Source organism: Rhodobacter sp., from assembly GCA_020637515.1.
Lineage (GTDB): Bacteria > Pseudomonadota > Alphaproteobacteria > Rhodobacterales > Rhodobacteraceae > Pararhodobacter.
Map to the genome: position 1 here is coordinate 1,022,501 of JACKKG010000001.1, position 16,959 is coordinate 1,039,459.

A 16,959-nucleotide genomic window follows, 5' to 3' on the forward strand; every position below is an offset into this window, starting at 1 on the left:
GCTTCGCACTGGCATCAGGATTGTGATGTGCAGGATAGGTGGTAGGCTTTGAAGCGGGAACGCCAGTTCTCGTGGAGCCTCCCTTGAGATACCACCCTTCGCACTCTTGATGTCTAACCGCGGCCCGTCATCCGGGTCCGGGACCATGCATGGTGGGGAGTTTGACTGGGGCGGTCGCCTCCCAAATCGTAACGGAGGCGCGCGAAGGTTGGCTCAGAGCGGTCGGAAATCGCTCGTTGAGTGCAATGGCAGAAGCCAGCCTGACTGCGAGACTGACAGGTCGAGCAGAGTCGAAAGACGGCCATAGTGATCCGGTGGTCCCAAGTGGGAGGGCCATCGCTCAACGGATAAAAGGTACGCTGGGGATAACAGGCTGATGATGCCCAAGAGTCCATATCGACGGCATCGTTTGGCACCTCGATGTCGGCTCATCTCATCCTGGGGCTGAAGTCGGTCCCAAGGGTATGGCTGTTCGCCATTTAAAGAGGTACGTGAGCTGGGTTTAGAACGTCGTGAGACAGTTCGGTCCCTATCTGCCGTGGGTGTAGGAGACTTGAGAAGAGTTGCCCCTAGTACGAGAGGACCGGGGTGAACGCTCCACTGGTGGACCTGTTGTGGCGCCAGCCGCAGTGCAGGGTAGCTATGAGCGGACAGGATAACCGCTGAAGGCATCTAAGCGGGAAGCCCCCTTCAAAACAAGGTCTCCCTTGAGGGCCGTGGTAGACCACCACGTCGATAGGCCGGAGATGTAAGCGCAGCAATGCGTTCAGTTGACCGGTACTAATGGCCCGATTGGCTTGATCTGATCCAGTAACAGCATGACTGTCCTGGTAGACGCTTCACGAAACAAAGACAGTGGCGAAAGCCGCCGATGGGTCCGTTCCTCCTCTGGTTTGGTGGTCATAGCGACGGCTAAACACCCGATCCCTTCCCGAACTCGGCCGTTAAGGGCCGTCACGCCGATGGTACTGCGTCTCAAGACGTGGGAGAGTAGGTCACCGCCAAACTTGAAGAGTAACGGACAATCTCTCCCTATCGACGATCAATACAATACCCGAACTGACAACAAATGGCGCGGGGTGGAGCAGCCCGGTAGCTCGTCAGGCTCATAACCTGAAGGCCGCAGGTTCAAATCCTGCCCCCGCAACCAAAATCCTGAAAGATATCAAACGCTTAGACGATGGTATATGGATACCACGGGCCTTTTGTGCGGTTACATCAACGCCACATCAACACCACGACCGAAAAACCGCATTCGACCGCGTCCGCGAGCAATCGCCGACAGTCGGGGGCTGTTATGGGCAGTTTTGGGCTGTGTCCGCTTCCCCGTCTACGTCGGCAAAGGCCGCACCCCCCGATCCGCGCGCGAGCTACCCTTCAAAAGCCTCGATCAGCTCCGGGCCTTCCGCATCGACCCGCCCCACCGCCGGGCCAACCTCATGCGACCTCAGCTGCGCGGCGTCGATCTGCATGGCCTCGACCAGCGGCGCGCCTGACAGCCAGTCGTCATAGAAGGTCGAGGCCAGGATGACCGGCATGCGGTCGTGAAGATGGGCAATCGGTTCCATCGCGGCCCGGGTCATGATCGCGAAGGTGATGCCTGAGAAATCCTGCAGCGACACGCGCGACCAGAGCCCGGCAAAGCAGAGGCCCGGTTCGTTGCGTTCGGTGGTGATGAAAAAGGGCCGTTTGGCTCCCTTCGGCCCCTGCCATTCATAGTACCCCTGCGCCGGGATCAGGCAATGCCCGTACCGATAGGCCTCGCGAAAGAAGGGTTTGCTGGCGGCTTCTTCGGAGCGCGCATTGAACACCAGCGGGGCCTCGGCCAGCGTTTTGCGCCACCAATGCGGCACAAACCCCCAGCGCGCCAGCTCCAGCGACCGATCCGCCCCGGCGTTCAGAACAAGGGGCGCCAGGCTGGTGGGCGGAATGTTCCAGCGCCGCCGTCGGGGCTCGTCCGGTGGCGGGGGCGCAGCCTTTCCGGTCAGCCAGTCGTGATACTGCTGCCAGGTCATGCTTCCGGAGACGTATCGTCCGCACATGGGGAGAGTGTACAGGGGGGCAGGGGAAATGGAAGAGGAGTGGGAAAAGTACGGTCGGGCGAAACGGCCCAGACCCGCAATTCGCCACTCTGCATTACGTCGTAGTGCAGCTTCAGCAAAGCGGCCATTCGCTGCGCGTGCGCAGTGTGCCGGAAGACACGCACCGCCGCGTCCCGAAGCCGCGCCATCCCATCGACCTGGCGTGATCGCCCTCGATGCTCATCGGATCTCGAGCACCCGCACTTCCTTGATGTGAGAGCCAACCTGGTATTCAACCTCGTCGCCCACCTGCGCATCGAGCAGGGCTTGGCCGAGCGGGGTGTGAAGGCCGATCTTGCCGTCGTCTGGCGCGTTCTGGCCCTCGACGAGGGTGAAGGCGAGCTTCTTTCCGTCGGTCATGCTCTCGACCTTGACCTTGGAGCCCAGTGCGATGGTCGGTTCCGTGGCAACTCGGCTCGCTGCAGTGAAGAGATCGCTGCCCGCTGGCGGCTCGAACGAAAGGCTCGCCTGTTCCGGCCGCCCTGACGCCGCAGAAGCGGCGGCCCCAGGCCTGGTTTCGGCCCTAGCTTGCGCAGGCGGCTCTTCGACGTTGGACCTGGTGTCCTCGGCGAGACGGGTCAAAAGCGTCATCGCGTCGAGACGCTCGGAATGCTTCACACCGCGGGCCTTGGCGTCAGCGAGCGCATCCTCGATTGCTCTTTTCAGAGCCTCGATCTCGGCGCGCGGATTGCGGAACCAGTCGGTCGACCAGATGCGGTGCAGCCGCCAGCCGAGACCCTCGAGCACCTCTTGACGCAGCCGGTCACGGTCGCGGCTCGACTTCGAGCTGTGGTAGGCGGCACCGTCGCATTCGACGCCCAGGATGTAGCCGTAGGGCCAGTCCGGGTGCCGGAGGCCGAGATCGATGCGGAAGCCGGCGACACCTACCTGCGGCACTACCTCGCAGCCGAGGCGCTCGATCTGCGCCGCGACATAGTCCTCGAACGGGCTCTCGGTGCCGCCCTGCTGGCCGGCCACATCTGGGATGTGACCCGTCTTCGAGTATTCGAGCCAGGCCCGGAACATCCGCACGCCAAGAGCCTTGTTGCCATCGACGAGGATGTCGGTCGGCTTCATCGAGGTGAAGGTCACGATCTTCCGCTTCGCGCGGGTGAAAAGGACGTTCAGCCGGCGATGGCCATGGGCTGAGTTGATGGGGCCGAAACGCTGGAGCACCTTGGCTCCGGGCGCCTCCGGGCCATAGAGCGTTGAAATCATCATCACATCCCGCTCGTCGCCCTGGATCGTCTCGATGTTCTTGACGAAAAACTCCTCGAGGGCGTCGTTCTGCTCCTCCCATTTCTCGACGAAAGCCTGGACTTTGGGGTTGCGGTCGCGCTCGCGCTCGAACTCCTCGAGGATCAGTTCCTTCTGGTCCGAGTTCATCGTGCAGATGCCGAGCGAGAGCTCGGGCCGGTGGGTCATGTGATGGACCGCGGCGGCAACGATGGCGCGGGCCTCGATCTCGTTGCGGCGCCCTTTGTAGATGCCAGGCACTTCGACGAGCTCAACCCCGAGATCGGGATGGTCCTCCTGCGCGGAGGGGAAGATCGTCAGCTCGCCCTTGTACATCCACTGGTTCGAGAACTGGATCAGCGCCGAGTGCCGCGAACGGTAGTGCCAGCGCAGCTGACGCACTGGCATGAAGGCGACGTTGGCCATGTCAAGGATGCTCTCGCTATCCTCGCGGAGGTCCTCGTCGGTGTCACTGTCGTCGAGCACCTTCTGGAAGAAGCTCGTCGGCGGCAGCTGCTTGGTGTCGCCGACGATCACCGACTGGTCGGCCCGGCTGATCGCGCCGATGGCGTTCTCGGGCGTCATCTGAGAGGCCTCGTCGATCACCACGAGGTCGAACCGCATGCCTTGGCGCAGGTATTGCGCGACCGCGAGCGGCGACATCATCCAGCAGGGCTTCAACTCGACGAGGGCGCGGCCGGCGCGGCTCGCCAACTCGCGGATGCTGATGCGGCGCTTCTTCTTGTAGAGCTCGTTGTAGATCAGACTCATGTCGGTGAAGGTCGACTTCCGCCCGACGTTATTGCCGGCCGGTGGCCGGGCCGACTCCAGGAGTTCCTGCACCACCGCGACGCGGGAGAGCTCAATCATCTCTCGGTCCTTGGAGCGGATCTCACCGCGGATGCGGTCGAAGTCCTGACCGTCGTAGCCTTGCAGCGCGGGGCCCCATTCCTTGTAGGCGAGGTCTGCCATCGAGCGCGCGATCAGTGCGCGGACGATCGGCGCGAGGCGCGCCGGGTCGATGGCCTCGCCCTCGGCCACCGCCCAGTCGATCAACTCGCCGAGCCCCTGCCCCCGCAGGCTGTCCTCGGCCCGCTTCAGTTGCGCCCGGTCGAGAAGCGATTGCGGGTCGGCCGCGGCCTCTCGTAGGTCGGCCGTGCGCCGGGCCAGTGCCATCGGCGTCGAAAGGTCGTCGGGAAGCCCGAGATCGGAGGCGAAGGTGCCGACCTGGGTCTCGAGTTTGGCTCGGCGCGCGGCGAAGCTCTCGAACGCCTTGGCCATCTCGCCCACCCGGCCCGAGCGGATTGCCGCGAGCGCCAGGTCGGCGTCGTCGGTGGCGTCGATCGCTTCGGCAAGGTCGCACTCGACGCCGAGCAGGTCGGTGCGCGTCATGAGGCCGGAGAAGCGCGCGCCGAGCGCCCCGCGCGCCGGGCTTTCCTCGATCTTGCGGGCAAGCTCGGCCTCTGCCGTCTTCCTGGCCAGGATCTCCTCGATCTCGCCCAGAGGCAGGCTCTCCCTGTCGCGGAAGAGCTCGAGGTGGCTTTCCGCCTCGACGATGTAGCGTTTTTCCTTCTCGGCCATTTCCTCGAGATCGCGGAGCTTCAGCTCGGCCTCGGAGAGGGTCAGCGGCGGGATCTCCTCGAGTTCGGCGAAGGCCAGTACGGGGCCGAGCTCTCCGGTCTCGAGGTATGCCTTCAGGTCGACGCTGGAGCCGGCGATCTCCTTGCAGATCGCATGGAAGGTTACCACCCGGCCGATCGCCGCCATGTCGGTGTTGAAGCCTTGGAAGTGCGGCCCGAAGCGCTCTGCGTAGCGCCCGCCATCGTCGAACTCGCGGCGACTGTCGAGCCAGTCGGCATATTCGCGCAGCCGCCGAGCCATGTCTGCCTGGCTGTCTTCGCGCCGCCCTCCGAGGATGTTCGCGTAGGTATTGCGTGCCGCCTTGTAGGCAGAGCCCATGCGCCCGAAGAAGCCGGCGCCGTCGATTATGGCCGCGGCATTCCGAAGCTCGCCCGGGTTGTGGATGCCACCGGCGGAGGGCAACGCCTGCCGGATGCGACCGATCTCGCTGGAGAGGCGGGAGATCTGGCTCTCGATCTCAACGGCCATGGCATTGACTGAGACCATCGGGTCGCCGCGGCGGAGGGAGAGGGTATCGGCGGACTGCGCTGCGATCCGCCGTGAGCCGTCGCGAATTTCCGCGAGGGTCCGGCCCATCGAGGTCCAGCTCTGCGGCAGCCGGGAAGCGGCGGCGAGGATCGAGCGGCCGTCGGTGATCGCTTCCTCGATCTCGGCGAGCCTTGTGCGGTGCTGTGCGGGGTCGAGACGACGGCCCCGTGCCTTGGCGAACTCTGCGGCGGCCGCAAGGCGCTTGGAGATGTTCCAGCCCTCGGCATCGCGCAGGCTGTGGCCGAGCTGAGCCATGAGTGTCTGTCTTTCGCTGATCTGGCCGCAGAGATCGCGGGCAGCCCGGCGGGCGGCGGGATCGGTGAGCGTATCGAGCAGATCCGGATCGACCCGGCCCTCTTCGCGGGCGGCGGACGAGAGCAGGTCGCCGATCTTCTTCATGTCGACCACGAAGGGGTTCGCCGTCATGAAGACGGCAATCGACGACCCTGCGATGTCTGTCTCGAAACCTTCCAGCGCCTCGGCGATGACGCGCGCCGCTTCGGCATGGTCCTCGGCGATGTCGTGCGAGGTGATCGGCGCGGTCGAGGCGCGCCAGAGTGCGGGCATCCGCGCGATCCGCCGAAGACGGGTGCCGAAGGCGTCCGCCTCGGAGACCAGGGCCTCGACCTCGTTCGCTCCCATCCCGTCGGCGTTCGGAATCGGAAGCCTGCGGATCTCCCGCGGCAGTGCCTCGCGCAGCTCGGCCGTCGCGATGGCATGGCCGATGACCTGGTGCACCGTCAGGCCGGTCGAGCCGAGCATTGCCCCCAGCGCGTCGAGGTAGCCCTGGAGGATAGCGCGATCCCTTTCGAGGGCGCGCTGGCGCGAGTTGAAGCTGAGCCGCCCGGGGCCGGGCGTCCGGCTCATCTCGAGGCGGGCCTCGATGCTCTCGTAGACGGCCTCCGTGGTGCCGCGCCCGGCCTGGAGCGGAAGGATGAAGTTCCCGAGGCCGGCGGCGTCGAGGCGGTTGCGCACCACATCGAGCGCGGTCAGCTTCTCGGCAACGAAGAGCACCTTCTTGCCGTCGGCGAGGGCCGACGCGATCAGGTTGACGATGGTCTGCGACTTGCCCGAGCCCGGCGGGCCCTCGATTGCTAGGTTCTTCTGGTCGGCGACATCGACGAGGGCTGAATACTGCGAGGCGTCCGCGTCCATCACCACGTAAGGCACTTTGCTGGCGACCTCGGGATCATCTGTCCCGTAGGTCTCTGCGTAGGCGCCGTCGCCAACCCCGGTTGTGGCCAGCAGGCGCACCACCGTCTCTTCCTCGGCTACCGGGCGTTTCTCCGGGTCGAGGTCGTGGTACATCGCGATCTTCGAGGACGGGAAAATCCCGACACATACCTCGCGGCGCACCTTCCAGTGCCAGCCCGAGGGCGCCGCCTGCTCGATCGTCTCGAAATAGTCCTCGACGCTGCCGCCTTCATAGTCCGGCAGCGCGAGCTTCTTCTCGTTCAGGAGCTTCAGAGCAAGATTGGTGTTGACCATGACTTGGTCGACACCACGCAGGTAGAATTCGGCACCCTGCGGCGACTGCTTCCGTTCGATCCGGATCTCCAGCAGCAACAGCGGCGAGACGAAGCGGTCGTTTTCGTCGGGGCTCTTCCATTCGAGGATGCCGAAGGCGGCATGCAGCACGTTGACCCCGGTCTCGCGTTCGAAGGACCGGCCTTTCTCGAGAATCGACTTTGCTGATCGTTGCAGGCGGTCCGGCAAAAGCAGTGTCTGGATGTCGTCGTCTGCGTGCCGCCCGTCATGATGCTCGTCCTCGGGCAGCGGCAGGATGTAGCTCGGCTCAACACCGTGGAGCCGGGCATGTTCTGCCAGCGAGGGAGCGTCCTTTGTCGGGCGTGGCGGCAGGCCGAGGTCCTCGCGCAGGCGGTCCTTCAAAGACCGCTCGGCCTTCATCAGCTTTTCTTCCGCCTTGGCGCCGTCGGGGTCGATCCTCTCGACGTCCGCAATGTAGTCCTGATCTTCCTGACGGGCCACGAAGAGCGCGTCTCGGAAGCTGTCTGTCTGCTCGTCCGGAAGCTCATCCTCAAGCGCCGGCAGGGCCGAGAGTCGCATCTGGCGACCCAGGGAGAGATTGTGACGCAGGATGTCGGGAAGTTCATCGACGACCCGGATGAACGAGGTGGAGGCTGGGGTGAACCGGATGTTGATCAACGGGTTCCGGCGGGTCGAGTCGAGGAGCCGAAGCCGCAGTTCCTGGAGCTTGGCGGCGACAAGTTCGATGTTCTCGTCGGTCAGCAGGGGACTAGACGACTCCTGGTCATTCTGTGAGGGGCTCATGAGATCTCCCGGCTGGCGGCCACGTGAAGGTCGCGCCCCGGCGCGGCCAAGGCCGAGCCTAGGCGATCAACCGGCGCGGGACAACAATGATGAAACGGAAACAAATGGCCATGAGCCCGTACACGGGGAGTGTCATGAAGTCTGTGTATCTGGCCTGACGCCGAGCAAATCCTCTACGTCACACTCGACAAGGCCGACAACTAAAAATTCACCTATGAAAGCGGTTCGATTGAAAACCCGCGCATCAACGATGCCATCGTCAAAATTCTGGAAGGCTCTAGGGTCAGGACTCATAGCCAATAGATGACGATAGAGGCGAGCATGATGGCTGAGAGGAAGACCTTCGGGCATCGGTCGTATCGGGTTGCCACACGCCGCCAGTCCTTGAGCCTGCCGAACATGATCTCGATGCGGTTACGCCGTTTGTAGCGGCGCTTGTCGTATTTGACGGGTTTCTTTCGCTGCTTCCGGCCCGGGATGCAGGCGCATATGCCCTTGTCTTTCAACGCATCTCTGAACCAATCGGCATCATAGCCGCGATCCCCGAGCAGCCAGTCGACCTGTGGCAGGCTGCTCAACAAGGCCGCCGCGCCGATGTAGTCGCTGACTTGTCCGGCGGTGACGAAGAAGCTGATTGGACGCCCTAGGCTGTCGCAGATGGCGTGCAGCTTGGTGCTCATACCGCCCTTGGTGCGGCCAATCAGGCGTCCACGCCCCCCTTTTTGACGCCCAGACTGGACGCTGTTCGGTGTGCCTTCAGGTAGGTCGCATCGATCATCGCGGTCTTTTCCTCGCCATGAGCTGCCGCCAGGCCGACCATTATCCGGGCAAAGATGCCCTTGTCGCTCCACCGCTTCCAACGGTTGTAGAGCGTCTTGTGCGGGCCATATTCCTTCGGCGCATCCCGCCACCGCAAGCCATTGCGATTGATGAAGACAATCCCGCTCAGCACCCGCCGATCATCGACGCGTGGCTTGCCGTGGGACTTGGGAAAGAAGGGCTCCAGACGCGCCATCTGCGCGTCGCTCAGCCAGAAGAGATCAGACATGTCACCGCTCGTTTTTCCGGCGGTGAATCATGCCGACAGGCGGAAATCAATGGGTCCTGAGCCTAAGCCCGCGTTCGTTCAGAGGCGACTGAAATACCGGATTAAATAGGGTGTCCACGTAAGAACGTTGATTTGATGCTCCCTCGAATGTCCGCTCCGCAAAATTGCTGCGGGAGCAACGCGGCATCGCCGCATGTCTGCTCCCCGCCCTTTGTGAATGCATGTTGGGCCCACGCGCGACTCAGCCGATCTTGGCGCCCCAGAAGGACGTGTGATCGGCCGCGAAATACCCGTCCGCGACCCGGAAATACCCCTGCAGCTCGACTGTATCGCCGGCGCTCAGCGGCACCATGGTCTGCAGCCAGAGCGCGGTGGCGAGGGAGACGTGGCCGCCGCTGATCTCACCCATTGATCCCCGGATTTCCGTGCCGCCGTTCAGCACCAGTCGCCCGCGCATGCGGGCCGTGGTGCTGGCGTTGACCTTGTAGAGCAGCGTTGCGCCGAACAGATAGGTGCCAGTTGCGGGCGCGGTGAACAGGTTGGTGGCGGCGTCGAACGCGCCCTGATCGTTGGTGTCGGTCATGTTGAGGCCGATCTTCGTCCAGGTCCCGACGCCGACATAGTTGTCGTAGTTGGTGTAAGCCTTGAAGCGCGGCAGTTGCGGCTGGCCTACTTTTCCTCCGCCACAGTGGCAGGTTTTTACGCCGCCGTTGACATACGGTCGTTCAACCCGATCGCTTGTCATGCTGACAGCGGAATTACGTTGTAATGAAAACGGTTTATCAAGCACTTCATTTGCGAACAGTCGCGAAAGCGCCATAACTGTTGTGGGCCGTTTAGGGTCAGGACTCATAGCCAATAGATGACGATAGAGGCGAGCATGATGGCTGAGAGGAAGACCTTCGGGCATCGGTCGTATCGGGTTGCCACACGCCGCCAGTCCTTGAGCCTGCCGAACATGATCTCGATGCGGTTACGCCGTTTGTAGCGGCGCTTGTCGTATTTGACGGGTTTCTTTCGCTGCTTCCGGCCCGGGATGCAGGCGCATATGCCCTTGTCTTTCAACGCATCTCTGAACCAATCGGCATCATAGCCGCGATCCCCGAGCAGCCAGTCGACCTGTGGCAGGCTGCTCAACAAGGCCGCCGCGCCGATGTAGTCGCTGACTTGTCCGGCGGTGACGAAGAAGCTGATTGGACGCCCTAGGCTGTCGCAGATGGCGTGCAGCTTGGTGCTCATACCGCCCTTGGTGCGGCCAATCAGGCGTCCACGCCCCCCTTTTTGACGCCCAGACTGGACGCTGTTCGGTGTGCCTTCAGGTAGGTCGCATCGATCATCGCGGTCTTTTCCTCGCCATGAGCTGCCGCCAGGCCGACCATTATCCGGGCAAAGATGCCCTTGTCGCTCCACCGCTTCCAACGGTTGTAGAGCGTCTTGTGCGGGCCATATTCCTTCGGCGCATCCCGCCACCGCAAGCCATTGCGATTGATGAAGACAATCCCGCTCAGCACCCGCCGATCATCGACGCGTGGCTTGCCGTGGGACTTGGGAAAGAAGGGCTCCAGACGCGCCATCTGCGCGTCGCTCAGCCAGAAGAGATCAGACATGTCACCGCTCGTTTTTCCGGCGGTGAATCATGCCGACAGGCGGAAATCAATGGGTCCTGAGCCTAGATGCCAATGAGGTCGGGTTCCTGGTTGAACAGATCCAGAGTATGGCGATAGTTTTCCGCCGTATCATCCTGCCCTACCCGCATGCCGATCACCTTGAGATCGGGAAACATCTCATCCATCAGGCTGTGATCTGCTTCCAAATTTGAACCCTTTCGGCGCTGAATGCTGACCCCAATAAACAAAAGGATTTCACTGACGCCTCAATAGGTTGACGGACCATTGATGGGGTGACCGTTGGGCGCAGGTGGTGGGGTCAAACGCGGTGCCGAAACACATTGTTCGTAACAACAGTGACGTAAGAGCCAGCAGGGTGGAAGCCAATAAGTCCATCGGCTGGGGGCGACCCGCTATTAACTTGTCAGGGTCAGATAAAGATGAAGTTTCGATCCGCGCCCCCGGGTGGGGGCGACGCGTTCCCCGGGCAGATCGCTCGGCCCCGCAAAAGTGTTTCGATCAGATAGGCGGGCAGGGTGGACATCCCCATCCCCAGCACCAGACAGGCGGCCGCCGACAGCAGCAGCGGCACCAGCAGGCCCGAGGTCTGGAGGCTGGACACCGCCATCGCAAAGCGCAGGCCGAGTCCCGTCAGGTCGAACACGCCGACCAGGATGCCGATTGACCCGACCGCGACCATCACCTGCGCCCCCGCATAGCCGCCGCGCGCCAATGCCACCAGCAGCTTGCCGGGCTGCTGGCGCAGCGCCGGGTTCAGGATCAGCGCCGTGACCAGCGTCGTGATTACCGCCCAGAACCCGGCCATCGCGGTCGAGCGGCCCAGCGCCAGGGTGACCAGGATCGCCGCGATCGGGGCCACGAACATGAGCGATCTCAACCCGTCGCCCGGCTGCAACCTGGGGCGCTCGGCGTCGGCCAGGGGTTCGATGCCCAGCCGGCGCGCCTCTTTCTCGACCGAGACGAAGAGCGCGAAGTAGAACAGCAGCGCGGGCAGGGTGGAGGCAATGACAATCGACTGATAGGACAGGCCCACAAGCTGCGCCATCAGGAACGCCGCGGCGCCCAGCACGGGCGGCATGATCTGCCCGCCGGACGAGGCCGCCGCCTCGAGCGCGCCGGCAAAGGCCGGCGAGAACCCGCGCCGCTTGATGAGCGGGATGGTCACCGTGCCCGTGCCCACGACGTTGGCCACGACCGACCCCGACGACATGCCGAACACCGACGACGCCAGGATCGCCGCGTGGCCTGCGCCGCCGCGCGACCGTCCCGTGGCCCAAAGCGCCACGCGGATCATCAACTCGCCCGCGCCCGAGCCCTCAAGCATCGCGCCGAACACGATGTAGATGAACACCACCGAGATGATGGTCGAGGTCGCAAAGCCGAACACGCCCTGGAACCCGTACCAGATCGGCCCCACCAGGGTTTCCAGGTCAAATCCCGAATGGCTGAAAAAGCCCGGCAGGCCGCCGCCCCACAGCGCATAGGCCAACACGACCGCGCCGACCAGCGCCAGGATCGGCCCAAAGGCCCGGCGCGTCAGTTCGATCAGGGTCAGGATCGCGCCGGTTGCGGTGGCGATCTCGGCCGGCGAGTAGGACAGGATCAGCAGATTGACGTTCGAAACCTGGCGCAGGAACAGCAGGCTGGCATAGGCGAAATTGGCCAGCATCGCCAGATCGAGCATCCAGGCCAGCGCCCGTGTGACGCCGCCGCGCCCGATTTCGAGCGCAAGGGGCTTCCACAGCACCATGATGACCGCGCAAGCCATCATCACGCCGGCCCGGATATAGCCCGGCGCGGTATAGGGTCCATACCAGGCGATGAACACGGCGTGCACCGAAACGGCAATTCCCAGCGCGCCCCCGATCCACAAGCTTAGGGGCGGGCCGTTCTGCCGGGCGGTCCTTGCGTCAGCCATGAAAAAATTCTCCTTCGGCAGGATGGGGGGCTGCCTGCAATAGGCCGATCTGCTCGTAGGTCGCGCGCTTGTTCTCGTCGCCGATCTTCTGCGCAAGGCTCGCCGCCAGGTCGGCGTCGCCCAGGATCAGGGCCTGGCGCAGCATCACCGCAAGCGCGAGGAAGGTGCGGCGGTGCGCCATGTCGCGCTTGGTGACCATCACGAAATACAGGATCGACTGACGGTTCAGGCGCTCGGCCTGCTGGCGCAGCATGGCGTTGCCGCAATGGGCAAAGACGAATTGCGACACGGCACGGCTGCGGCGGGCAAAATCCTCGGCGTTGGCCTCGGCGCTGGATTCGAAGGCATCCAGAACCGCGTGCGTCTCGGCGAATTCCGCCGGGGTCAACTGTCCCTCAGCGTAGCGGCGGGCAAAGAGTCGCACCGCCATCGAAAAGAGCGCGGTGCGCACATCGTAGAGATCGGCAACCTCTTCGACCGACAGCTCGGTCACGAAGGCACCGATATGAGGGGTGATGCGGACCATGTCGTCGCGCGCCAGAAGCCCCAGGGCCTCGCGCACCGGGCCCCGGGAAACGCCGAACCGTTCCGCCAGCACCTCTTCGTTCAGCTTGACCCCGGGGCGCAGGATGCCCTCGTGGATCTCGTGCCTGAGGATGTCGGCGATGGTCGCGGCGCGGGTCCGCCCGTCGCCGTCCCTGCGGGCGCTGTTGTTGACAATGGCCATCGGATCCCCCCCTGGCGATGCCGGGAACCTGCGGGAGAACGGATTCGTTGCCAACAATAACGGCGTGATTTCACGAAGTGACGCCGGGTTAAAGGGGTTCTCTGAATTCTTCCGCTGGATTGTGCGGGACGTTGTTGACAATGGCACGGCGCGAACCGACCGGCTGCGGCCGCGACGGCCCGGCAAATGCGGTCAGAACGCCTTGAGCCGGCGCGTCGTTTCGGGGTCGAGGAACCCGGCGACGGTCGCGTCGGTTTCCAGTTGAAGGGCGCGGTGAAGATCGGGCACGGCGGCGTGGTTCAGAACCCGTTTCATCGCCCGGACCGACAGCACCGGAAGCGCCGCCAGACGCACCGCCGTTTCGGTCGCCGTCGCCATGAGGTCATCGTCGGGGACGACCTTCCACGCCAGGCCGATCTCGGCCAGTTCGCGCGCCGAATAGCGGTCGCCGAACATCAGCATCTCGCGCGCCTTGTTCAGCCCGACCAACGCCGGCAGCAAGGTGGTGACAGCCCCCGTCACGAACAGGTTGAGCGACACCTCGGGAAAGAACCCGCGCGCACTGTCCGCCCAGATCGGAAAGTCGCAGTTGATCGCCCATTCGAAGCCCCCGCCGACGGCCCAGCCGTTGATCGCCCCGACGACCGGCTTGGCGCCCAGCGTGATGGCATGGGTCGCGCGCTGGATGGCGAGGACCATGGCGCGCGCCTCTTCCTCGGTCTCGGGGTGGACATGGGCCTTGCGGTCGTCGCCCGCGCAAAAGGCCTTGCCCGTGCCGGTAAAGACGATGGCCCGCGTCGCCGGATCGGCGTTGGCGTCGTCAAAGGCGCGCGCCACATCGTCGATCAGCGCGCGGTTCATGGCGTTCAGGCTTTCGGGCCGGTTCAGGGCAATGATGCGGACGCCCTCGGGGCCCGGCGTGCTGGACACGGTGTCATAGCGAAAATCTGTCATGGTAGGCTCCTGATGACGCGCTTGGTCTTGCCCTCGGTGCGCGGAAAGCTGTTGGCCGGGCACAAGACGACCCTTGCGCTTGCGCCCAGTCGCGCCTTGATCGCCCCTTCGACCCGTCGCGCCAGTTCGGGCGAGGCATCGACGCCGGGGGCCAGTTCGGCCTGGACCGGCAAGCTGTCATAGGGCGGCGGCGTTTCCAGCGTGATGCGGTAATCGCCGGACAATTCGGGGATTTCGTTGAGAACGGCGGCAACCATCGTCGGGAACATGTTCAGCCCGCGCACCACCACCATGTCGTCCGACCGCCCGATCACCGAAAAGCGGAACCCGGTGCAGCCGCAGGCGCAGGGGCCGGTGTCGCCGATGGCGATGATGTCCCCGGTGCGGAACCGCACCAGGGGCTGACAGTCCCGCACCAGATGGGTCAGGACCAATTCGCCCCGTGCCCCGGGTTCGACGGTGACCGGGCTGCCGGTTTCAGGGTCGATCAGTTCGGGATACAGCACATCCGCGGCCATGAAGTGCAGCCGCGAATCATGCGGGCACTCGGCGCCAAAGTTCGAGAACACGTCCGAAACGCCGTAATTCGCGTTGCGCGGCTCCATCCCCCAGGTGTCGCGCAGGCGCGCGCGCAGGGCGGGGTCGTCCAGCCCGGCCTCGCCCCCGAACAGCCCCAGCTTCAGCCCCAGGTCGCGCGGAGCGAGGCCTGGAAACCGGTCGGCGATCACCTGTTCCAGGACCGCCGGATAAGACGGCGTGCAGGATATGGCGGTGATCCCGACCTCGACGATGGTGCGGATCAGCAGGTCGGTCGCGCCCACCCCGAACGGCACCACCAGCGCGCCGGTTTCCTCGAGCGTCATGTGGTCGGTCAACCCGCCCATCCACATCTGATAGTTGAGGCAATGCACCACCGTGTGTTCGGCGGTCAGGCCCGCGGAGCGGTGACAACGCCCGCCGACCTCCTGGGTGATGCGGGCGTCTCGGGCAGACAGCGCCAGGTTCATCGCCTGTCCGGTCGTCCCCGAGGTCCGGTGCAGGCGGTTGGCCAGGGCGCGCGGCGCGGCCAGATAGTCGCCAAAGGGCGGATGGGCCGCCTGCGACAGGCGCAACTGCGCCTTGTCGGACAGCGGCAGATCGGGCAGGTCGCGCAGATCGCGAGGCGGCGTGCGCCCTTGCCAAAGCGCGCGGTAAAAGGGCGACGCCGTTGCGACATGCGCCCTTTGGGCCTGCCACAGCCCCTGAATATGGGCTTGCAGATCGTCCGGCGGGCATTTTTCGCCGTCTTTCAAAGTGCTCATCGTGACATCCCTCGGTCCCAGATCAGGGAAAGCGTTTCAAGAACCGCCTCGCGGTCCTGCGAAATCTCGATCAGCCCCGGGTCCTGCGAAAAGAACAGGTTGGACAGATACTGATCCACCATGCCGCCCAGCGCATAGGCCCGGCGCAGCAGTTCCGCCCGGGGGATGGCCGGCGCGGTCTCGTCGCGGCGCTGGCGGCGTTCGACCGCGGTGACGACGATCTCGATCCATTCGCGATTGAGCCGCTGGAATGCCGCCTGCGCCTCGGGGAACCCGTCGAGCGGCAGGATCAGGCACCGCATCAGGCCGCGGTTCTGTTCGAACATGTCGAAGTAGGCGCGGGTCGCCGCCCGCGCGGCGTCGCCGGTGCCACGATCGGCGGCCCGCATCGCGTGCTGAAGAAAGGTCACGAAATCCGCCAGCAGACTGTCGAGCAGGACGTGGCGGTCGGGAAAGTAGATGTAGAAGGTGCCGTTCGAAACGCCGGCCTCCTGGCAGATGCTGGCAACCGTCAACCCTTGGGGCCCGTCGCCTTGCAGGATGGCGCAGGCGGCAATCTGCAACTGTGCACGGGTCCGGTCGCCCTTTGGTCGTCCCGCGCTGGCCTGCGCAAGGTGGCGGGGAAAGGACAGCGGCGGGATGTCGGGCGCCGGACGGGCCAGGGCGGGGGGCATGGCTTGGCCTGAAATAAAACTGACGTCACTTTCATAAAGCGGCGCGACCTGCGTGTCAACGCGCGCCGACCGCGCCGGTTTTCGCACCTGTTGCGTTTTTCGGCGGGCGTGACCTATGCTGGCGACCCAGCGCCGGGCGCCGCGTGAGGGGCGCCGCCAGCCGAGAGGGTCGCGATGCACCTGACCCATGACGAGGCCGATCTGGTCTTTGCCATCATGCGCGAGCTTTCGGGCGAATTCGCGCATGACGAGGTGCGCACGCGCGTCGGTCGCCTGCTGCTGGACCTGCTGGATGCCGATTTCTTCGCCTCGTATGTCTGGGACGACGATCAGGCGAAATTCGTCGCCGGGGTCTCGTTGAACATGAACCCCGAAAACCTGGCCCGATACGAAGCCTATTACCAGTTCCACGATCCCATCACCCACACCCTGCAACGGCGACGCGCGGCAACACCCGTCAGCGCCGTCATGGCCCATGACCGCCTGCGCCGGACGGAATTCTTCAACGATTTCCTGTTCCGCGACGGGCTCTATTTCGGGATGAATTATTTCGCCTGGGATCGCGGCGCGAATATCGGCGACCTGCGGATCTGGCGCGCCCAGGGCAAGGAGGACTTCAGCCAGCGCGATGCGTTTCTGGTCGATGCGATCGGCCCCAGCCTGGTGAACGCGCTGATCCGCGCCAACCGCCTGACGCAGGGCGGCGCGGCGATGCGCTTTGCGCAGCGGCCGGACCTGTGGGGATTGACCCAGCGCGAGGCCGAGGTCGCCGACATGTTGGTCACGGGCCTGTCCGACGACAACATCTGCGCGCGGCTGTGCATTTCAAAGCCGACGCTGCGCACCCATGTCGGCTCGGTGTTTCGAAAGACCGGGGCGCAGCGACGCGGGCAGTTGGTGACGATCCTCACGCAGCCCGGGTGACCCGATA

Annotated in this window: 11 protein-coding genes, 1 tRNA gene and 2 rRNA genes (1 of these 14 running past the window's edge); 4 read left to right on the forward strand and 10 right to left on the reverse strand. The window is 64.3% G+C overall.

What is annotated here, in order from left to right; all coding sequences use genetic code 11:
* From H6900_04985 to H6900_04995, 3 genes are all read left to right on the forward strand, one after another.
* A 23S ribosomal RNA gene (locus H6900_04985) occupies nucleotides 1-811 on the forward strand; it begins 2,029 nt to the left of the window's first position.
* 81 nt (nucleotides 812-892) lie between these two features.
* Nucleotides 893-1,007: ribosomal RNA gene (rrf, locus tag H6900_04990) — 5S ribosomal RNA — on the forward strand.
* A gap of 66 nt (nucleotides 1,008-1,073) precedes the next feature.
* A tRNA-Met gene (locus H6900_04995) sits at nucleotides 1,074-1,150 on the forward strand.
* 220 nt (nucleotides 1,151-1,370) lie between these two features.
* On the opposite strand, the gene H6900_05000 is transcribed toward H6900_04995, so the two are convergent.
* The 10 genes from H6900_05000 to H6900_05045 form a co-directional block, all read right to left on the reverse strand.
* A complete protein-coding gene (locus H6900_05000) occupies nucleotides 1,371-2,015 on the reverse strand; it encodes an SOS response-associated peptidase (GenBank protein ID MCC0072627.1) in 645 nt (214 codons plus the stop codon).
* 246 nt (nucleotides 2,016-2,261) lie between these two features.
* Nucleotides 2,262-7,778 carry a DUF4011 domain-containing protein gene (locus H6900_05005; protein MCC0072628.1) on the reverse strand — a complete coding sequence of 1,839 codons (5,517 nt, stop codon included), beginning with the start codon at nucleotides 7,776-7,778 and terminating at the stop codon, nucleotides 2,262-2,264.
* A gap of 290 nt (nucleotides 7,779-8,068) precedes the next feature.
* A protein-coding gene (locus H6900_05010; protein MCC0072629.1) for an IS5 family transposase occupies nucleotides 8,069-8,826 on the reverse strand; the annotation gives its coding sequence in 2 pieces (ribosomal slippage) (nucleotides 8,069-8,505 and nucleotides 8,505-8,826; 759 coding nt in all).
* Between the two features lie 241 nt (nucleotides 8,827-9,067).
* Nucleotides 9,068-9,409: a hypothetical protein gene (locus H6900_05015; GenBank protein MCC0072630.1), complete on the reverse strand. Its 342-nt coding sequence runs from the start codon at nucleotides 9,407-9,409 to the stop codon at nucleotides 9,068-9,070.
* Between the two features lie 266 nt (nucleotides 9,410-9,675).
* A protein-coding gene (locus tag H6900_05020) for an IS5 family transposase (GenBank protein ID MCC0072631.1) occupies nucleotides 9,676-10,433 on the reverse strand; the annotation gives its coding sequence in 2 pieces (ribosomal slippage) (nucleotides 9,676-10,112 and nucleotides 10,112-10,433; 759 coding nt in all).
* Between the two features lie 430 nt (nucleotides 10,434-10,863).
* A complete protein-coding gene (locus H6900_05025; protein ID MCC0072632.1) occupies nucleotides 10,864-12,372 on the reverse strand; it encodes a TRAP transporter fused permease subunit in 1,509 nt (502 codons plus the stop codon).
* On the reverse strand, nucleotides 12,365-13,099 hold the full coding sequence (locus tag H6900_05030) for a GntR family transcriptional regulator (GenBank protein MCC0072633.1): 735 nt from the start codon (nucleotides 13,097-13,099) through the stop codon (nucleotides 12,365-12,367). Before H6900_05030 ends, H6900_05025 begins: the two co-directional genes overlap by 8 nt.
* Before the next feature lie 192 nt (nucleotides 13,100-13,291).
* Complete coding sequence (locus H6900_05035) at nucleotides 13,292-14,053, reverse strand: enoyl-CoA hydratase/isomerase family protein (GenBank protein MCC0072634.1); 762 nt, start codon at nucleotides 14,051-14,053, stop codon at nucleotides 13,292-13,294.
* A complete protein-coding gene (locus H6900_05040) occupies nucleotides 14,050-15,354 on the reverse strand; it encodes a phenylacetate--CoA ligase family protein (protein MCC0072635.1) in 1,305 nt (434 codons plus the stop codon). The genes H6900_05035 and H6900_05040 overlap by 4 nt, the downstream gene beginning before the upstream one ends.
* The gene (locus tag H6900_05045) at nucleotides 15,351-16,028 is read right to left on the reverse strand and encodes a TetR/AcrR family transcriptional regulator (protein MCC0072636.1); all 678 of its coding nucleotides are present in this window, start codon (nucleotides 16,026-16,028) and stop codon (nucleotides 15,351-15,353) included. The genes H6900_05040 and H6900_05045 overlap by 4 nt, the downstream gene beginning before the upstream one ends.
* Nucleotides 16,029-16,202: 174 nt before the next feature.
* Here H6900_05045 and H6900_05050 point away from each other — a divergent pair, with 174 nt between their 5' ends.
* Complete coding sequence (locus H6900_05050; protein MCC0072637.1) at nucleotides 16,203-16,952, forward strand: helix-turn-helix transcriptional regulator; 750 nt, start codon at nucleotides 16,203-16,205, stop codon at nucleotides 16,950-16,952.
* Nucleotides 16,953-16,959: the final 7 nt, after the last annotated feature.